The sequence below is a fragment of the Gemella haemolysans genome (genome assembly GCF_001553035.1).
Lineage (GTDB): Bacteria > Bacillota > Bacilli > Staphylococcales > Gemellaceae > Gemella > Gemella haemolysans_B.
This window is the reverse complement of sequence record NZ_KQ959987.1, coordinates 1-7,338: the sequence shown is the minus strand read 5'-3', so window position 1 is coordinate 7,338 and position 7,338 is coordinate 1. Positions and strand designations below refer to the sequence as shown.

The following is a 7,338-nucleotide window of genomic DNA, read 5'->3' as shown; positions in this document are numbered from 1 at the left end:
TCTAAATCAACCGAATTTGACAAAGAACCTTTCTTTTACTCTAATAAAGAATCCCTTGGAAATAATCATCTCCAAGGGATTCTTTTCTATATAAATTTAGAAATTTCAATCTTTTAATAAAGATTTAAAATTACTCTTCCTCATTTTTACGGCGTTTTATTGCTGCAAATAGACCCACAATCACTAATCCTAATCCTGCTAACTCACTGTTATTTTGTGATTGCCCTGTATTAGCTAAACGTTTAGTCGCAACATTAGAAGTTTTATCTCGGAAGCTAGAGAGAATTTCTGACTCATCATTTACTCCTCCAGTATATTCTGGTAACGCTGATTGAACCTCTGGATCCCCATTTACTTCTCCGTTAAATTCTGGTAACGTTGGGTGAGCTTCTGATTCTCCGTTTACTCCTCCGTTAAATTCTGGTAACATTGGTTGAACTTCTGGATCTCCGTTTACCCCTCCGTTAAACTCTGGTAATGTTGGGTGAGCTTCTGGATCTCCGTTTACTCCTCCACTAAATTCTAATAAGGCTAATTGTACCTCTGGATCTCCATTTACTCCTCCTGCGAATTCCGGTAAGACTTGTTGTACCTCTGGGTCTCCATTCACCCCTCCGGCGAATTCTGGTAACGTTGATTGAACTTCCGGATCTCCGTTCACTCCCCCGCTAAATTCCGGTAACATTGGTTGAGCTTCTGGTTCTCCGTTCACTCCTCCGACAAATTCTGGTAACATTGATTGGGCTTCTGGATCTCCATTTACTCCTCCAGTATACTCTGGCACTTCTGCTGTTGGTGGCGTAATTTCATTTCCTTCTCCATCCGTACTGCTTGTTCCTACTGGATCTGTGTATTCTGGAATCTCTACAGTTGGTGGCGTAATTTCGTTTCCTTCTCCATCCGTACTGCTTGTTCCTACTGGATCTGTGTATTCTGGAATCTCTACAGTTGGTGGCGTAATTTCGTTTCCTTCTCCATCCGTACTACTTGTTCCTACTGGATCTGTGTATTCTGGTAACGCTCGTTGAACTTCAGGTATTCCCTTTTCATTACTTTGACGTACATTTACCTTCACTGGAACTTCTTCACTTGTTCCATCTGGATAGCTTACTAGTACTGTTCCTGGATGATCACCTTTTTCTGTTGTGCTTGGAGCTCCTCCTTGCCATGTGAATGTTGTTCCACTTGGTAAGTCTTTGACATTTTCTATACTGTCTTCTGCTTTTGGCACTACTCCATTATCTACTGTTTGTTCTTTTGGTTCTGGAGTATACGTGTCTTTTTGCTCTCTTACTTTCACCACTACTTGTACTGTTTCACTTGTTCCATCTGGATAGCTTACTAGTACTGTTCCTGGATGATCACCTTTTTCTGTTGTGCTTGGAGCTCCTCCTTGCCATGTGAATGTTGTTCCACTTGGTAAGTCTTTGACATTTTCTATACTGTCTTCTGCTTTTGGCACTACTCCATTATCTACTGTTTGTTCTTTTGGTTCTGGAGTATACGTGTCTGCTTGTCCTTTGACATTTACCGTTACATTAACCGTATCTTTTGAACCATCAGGATATGTCACAGTTACTACTCCTGCTTTATCTCCAGGTCCCGTTGTTGTACTTGGAGTTGTAGCCCATATGTATGTTGTTCCCGCAGGTAAGTTAGTTTTATTTACACTTGTTGCTGCATCTGGAGTTGCTCCGTAACTTACTGTCTGTTTTTCAGAATTAGCAGTTGCATCATATTTCGTCGTCATTGATTTGACTGTAATCGTTACTTGTGCACTATTACTATTATTAGCATTATCTGTTACCGTAATTGTAATATTATGAGTTTGTACATCAGTTCCTGCTGGTAATTTCGTTACCTCTTGAACTCCATTTTTAAACTTAATTGTTTTAGTCGCTTCATCATATGTTAAGAAATTAGGTAATCCTGTAACCGTTGTTGACTTAATGCCACTTCCTCCTGGATTATCAGTAGCTGCAACTTTAATTTCAGGCAATGTTCTATCCAATGCAATTAAATCCCAATTTTGTCTATCTGTCGGTGTTTGAATTGTTGGTTTTGTTACATCTCTTACTTCAAGTGGAATCGTTACTGAATCTGTCGTATCATCAAGATAGGTAACAGTAGCATTGATTGTTTTATTTCCAAATTCTGCAGTACTTATTGTCCCCGTAGGTGTAACAGATTTAACTTTGTTATTACCATTATTACTAATTGTTACTGCAGCTTTCAAATCATCATTTGTTACCGCTGTATTTTGTTCTCTTGTGATTTTTGTCCCTGTAGGTACATATTCATCCGCTAATCTTCGAACATTTACAGTCACGTTCACTGTATCTATTGAATCATCAGGATATGTTACAGTTACTACTCCCACTTTATCTCCAGGTCCTGTAGTTGTACTAGGTGTCGTAGCCCATGTATATCTTGTATCAGCAGGTAATCCATTTTTATTAATACTTGTTCCTGCATCGGGCGTTACTCCATAACTAACCGTTTGTTTTTGCCCACTAGGTAGCGCATTGTATTTCGTCGTCATTGATTTAACTGTAATTGTTATTTGTCTTTGACTAGGGTTGTTTGCATTATCTGTAACTTGGATAGTCGCATTATAAGTTTTACTATCTTGTCCAACTGGTAATTTCGTTACCTCTTGAACGTCATTTTTGAATTTTATTGTTTTAGTTGCTTCATCATATACTAAGAAATTTGGTAAACCTGTGACCGTTGTTGACTTAATACCACTTCCTCCTAGATTATCAGTAGTTGCAACTTTAATTTCAGGCAATGTTCTATCTAATGCAATTAAATCCCAATTTTGTCCGTTTGTCGGTGTTTGAATAGTTGGTCCTATTACATCTTTTACTTCTAATGGGATTTCAACAGAATCTGTTGTGTTGTCTAAATATGTTACGGTAGCTCTAATAGTTTGCATTCCTGCGTTTGCTGTACTAATAGAGCTTACAGGTGTAACAGATTTCACCTTACTATTACCATTATTATTTACATTTACCGCCGCTTTTAAATCATTATTTGTAACCGGAACATTTTGATTTCTAACGATTTTAGTTCCTGTAGGTTCATGTTCATCACTTAATTTTCGCACGGTTATCGTTACATTCACTGTATCTGTTGAACCGTCAGGATATGATACAGTTACTACTCCTGCTTTATCTCCAGGTCCTGTTGTTGTACTTGGAGTTGTAGCCCACGTGTATGTTGTTCCTACAGGTAATCCATTTTTATTCACACTTGATCCTGCATTAGGTCTTGCATCATAACTAACAGTTTGTTTTTGCGGATTAGCCACGGCATTATATTTATCAGTTTGTGCTTGAACATTAAACGTTATTGTTTTTGTAGCTGTATTTCCATTTTTATCTACAGCTTTAATAGTTGCTTGCGTTCTTTGGAAATTATTTGGTATTACCCCAGATAACTCAATCCTTTTTGTTGAAGGATTATATCTTAAAGGATTTGCTAAATTCTCAACTGCAATTGGGTTAGCATCTCTAAGTCCAATACCCCTAGCATTATCCTGAGCATCAATAGAAATATTACTTGGCAATCCTTCTGCCCTTGTTAACAATACAGAATCGGGTGCTGTAATAGTTGGTTTAATATCATCTACGATTGCCACTGGAATAGTTACTGTCTTCATCACAGTATTTCCACGCAGAATTTCAATTTCTTTACGTTGTGTTCCCTGTGCAGATGTATCAACTGAAGAACCACCTTTCCAACGAATTGTTAAATCAGTTGCAGGGTCTGTTCCATTTGAAAGTTTAATATAGCTTCTAGCATCTCCTAGTTCACCGCTTTGATTTTGGAAAATACTTTTATCTTGTTTTCCAATAAAATCTAGTACTGTATACGGTGTAGTAACATCTTTCGTTACTCCATTATCATAACTTACTGTAACAACAGCATTCTTCGTACCCGGTTGACTAAAATCAAAAGGAGTTTTCCAAGTTACTCTTGCAGTTTGTGGAACTTCATGATTTGTTTTTGATTTCACTAAGTTTCTTGGATTTTTATAAAACTCATGAGGCTCACCCACTAATGTTGTAAAATTTGGGTATTTTGCTTCTACATCATTTTTAGCATTTGTTTGAATCGTTTTAGTATCAAATCCATCTTTAAAGTATATTGTCATTGTTGCACCATCGGAAGAAACTTCTGCACGATCAAAATCGATATGATGAGAACGATTAACTACATCTGGATGTTCTGCCTTAAATTTTTCAATTAAGGCTGTTTTTTCAGCTTCCGTCAAATGACGAACATCATCTACGTATGTTGGCGTTAAATCTCTTACAGTATTACGTTCACTTTGGGATTTGATTATGAATTTGTAAGTAATAGTAGCTTCTTTATTTGTTCCATTTGCTCCAAGTTTAATATAATAAGTTCCGGGTCTTACATTTCCTCCATTACCTATAGTACCAACAAATGCCATTTGTATATCAGGATTATTTACATTCCAATATTGACTAGTAATTTCTACTTCTCTTTTTGCCCCTGTTTGAAAATCTTTATATGCTATTCGAACCTTTGCTCCTGTAAGTTGTTCCAGTCCATTAATAATTCCTACTCTCTTAATATAATATGGAGTTGGATCTTCCTCTCCTTTTTTCTTTCCATAAGAATATCTAACAATTGGCTCTCCTGCACCTCTTTTTCCAGATACTTGTATAACTGAAAATATTGTATCTCCGTTATAGTATGTTACATCTTTTTTATTTTCATTTACAAGAACATTGCTACCTTCATACATATTAGCAATTGGAGTCAGTGTAATCGCTCTAAACCTACTCTCATCCTTACCATCAATCACTTTCCCATTTCTAGGATCACGTTTCCCCGAGTGTTCACGTGTCATTCGGTTAGCTACTTTATTTCGTAAATAAATTACTTCTTTTAATAACTTCTGAATAGTTTCTTCATTATTTTTATCACTATTACGAGCTGTTGATAAATTTTCTGCTGTTTTAACTAATTCTTTTTCAGCATCACTAAACTCATAATTTATTTGATTAGCTATACTATGGACCTCAGTTACAGTTTCTGTTACTTTTGTTATTTTTTCATTATATTTTCTAACAACATCTTCTGTAGTATTTTCTTGTTGCTTTTCTTTAGTATTCTTCTCAAAATTTAATTTCTCTTCTTTTTTAGACTCAACTTTTTCTTTGGCTTCCGATTTTTTATCTTCCTTAGGTTTGTCCTCTAATTTATCAAAAGCTTCTTTAAGTGCCTTTACTTCTTTATCAATTTCTTCTTGAGTAATTTCTAAATCATCTAATGTTTTTTCTGCACTTGACAAAATAAGATTAAGCTTTTCTGCTGATTTTTCAGTTTTTTTACTGATATCTGCTTTCTTAATCTTTGCTACTAAATCTTCTAACTCTTTTTTATTAACTTTTTTCTTAGTAACTTCTATTTTGACAGTAGATCCTCCAACTGTCTCACTTGCAGTTATTTTCTCTGTCCTCTTATTACTAGAGCTTTGCGTTTGCTTCTCTTTTTCTAGCGTTGGTATCCCGGCATTTGGATTTTCTTCACCTACATTACTGTTTTTTTCTTGTTTGGCTACTGTTTCTAAAACACTAACATCCCCAGCATATGTTACTTGCGGTCCACTAATATTTACTGCCCCAACAACAAAAAATAGTGAACAACCAAAAAGGATGTGTTTACCCTTTTTAACCATACGCCAATTTTTTTGCTGGAGTCCTTGTCTATTGAATAACATCTTCTTTCTCCTTCTATATTTACACTTAAAGTATATAATAAATTAATTATATACTCTATCCTTTATAGTTTCAATACTTTCACATTAATTTAAAGTATATTTTAACTATGAATACTTTTTTAAAATATAAAGAATCTAAATAAGACTAAATAAGATTACGAATACATTTAACACATTAATAAAAACATCAATATTATTAAATAACAAAATATAATTATCTATAATAAATAAGATTGGTTATAGAAATCAGCCGTATTTAAATTTATAAAAAAGAATAAGAAAGAATGTAAAATTCCTTTATAATTTAAGTATGAACAAAAAATAAGGAAGGAAATTTACATTCATAATGTATAATTATAAAAAATCTATAAATCAACGCTACAAATAACTGACGAAAATATAAAAAATCTAGATAAAACAGAGGAAATTGAAATAAATAATTGTAAATATCTAGTTTATTGTAGAATATGAGAGGTTTCACCTAACTCTTACCCTTATTGTAAAAAATATGAAATAGAAAAAATGGGTATAGAAAAGTAAAGGTTAAAATGTCCACTATTTCTGATAAACCAGCTATCTTATACTTAAATAAACAACAATTCATATGTAAAGATCGTCAAAAATCCTTTACAGCTGAAACTACTGAAGTTGGAAAGTATTCTAATACCTCTAAAAATCCAAAAACTGGCACCATTAATAAAGTTATCTAAAGAGAATACTTCAAAAAAATAGCTGAATCTTGTACTGTATCCACTAATATTGCATCGAGAATACAATGTGAATTAGCTAAAATTCTAAACAACCCTAAAACCTTACCCTGATTATATGTACTTCGATGAAGTGTCTTCTACTTCTGATAGTATAAGTAAAATGAGCTTCGTGTATGCAGATGTATTAACTCATAAAATACAAAATATACTTCAGGGGAGAAATAACAAGATTATTAAAGACTACTTCTTATACTATAAACGTCGAGTTATTCTCAATAATAGTGAAAGAAATGAAAAATCTATACTACTTAATATAGCATAGTTTTCTCCTAATTTTCAGAATCAACCGAATTTGACAAAGAACCAAAAATCCAAGAATGAACTATTAAATTCATTCTTGGATTTTTATTAAATTATGAAGTTAAAGTATATTGCTACGATTTATTCTTCATCTTTTTTACGGCGTTTTCCAAATATTAATAAGCTTCCTGCTATTGCTAATCCTACTCCTGTTAATCCTACGTTAGTATCAGTTTCTCCTGTATTAGCTAAGCGTTTTGTTACTTTTGGAGATTGTACTTCACTATATTTGTCTTCTTTGTTTATTGGTGAATCTATTGCCACTGTTCCTCCATTGAATTCTGGAATCTCAACAATTGGTGGTGTTATCAGGTTACCTTCTCCATCCGTACTGCTTGTTCCTACTGGATCTGTGTATTCTGGAATCTCTGCTGTTGGTGGCATAATTAGGTTACCTTCTCCGTCCGTACTGCTTGTTCCTACTGGATCTGTGTATTCTGGTTGAATTGGAGTTACTTCTGGAATACCGTTTACACCAAAGTCTTGGTTCACTAAGTCTGTTCCCGGAAT

Annotated in this window: 2 protein-coding genes and 1 pseudogene; 1 reads left to right on the top strand and 2 read right to left on the bottom strand. The window is 34.2% G+C overall.

All coding sequences use genetic code 11. The features are described from left to right. Window positions 1–130: 130 nt before the first annotated feature. Complete coding sequence (locus tag HMPREF3186_RS09530; protein ID WP_060914602.1) at window positions 131–5,758, bottom strand: SIALI-17 repeat-containing surface protein; 5,628 nt, start codon at window positions 5,756–5,758, stop codon at window positions 131–133. Between the two features lie 527 nt (window positions 5,759–6,285). Here HMPREF3186_RS09530 and HMPREF3186_RS09660 point away from each other — a divergent pair. Beyond that, window positions 6,286–6,468: pseudogene (locus tag HMPREF3186_RS09660) on the top strand (hypothetical protein); the annotation flags it as partial. A 441-nt stretch (window positions 6,469–6,909) separates the two neighbouring features. On the opposite strand, the gene HMPREF3186_RS07345 reads toward HMPREF3186_RS09660, so the two are convergent. After that, window positions 6,910–7,338: SIALI-17 repeat-containing surface protein (locus HMPREF3186_RS07345; protein ID WP_156438993.1), on the bottom strand; the 429-nt coding region annotated here is incomplete at its 5' end.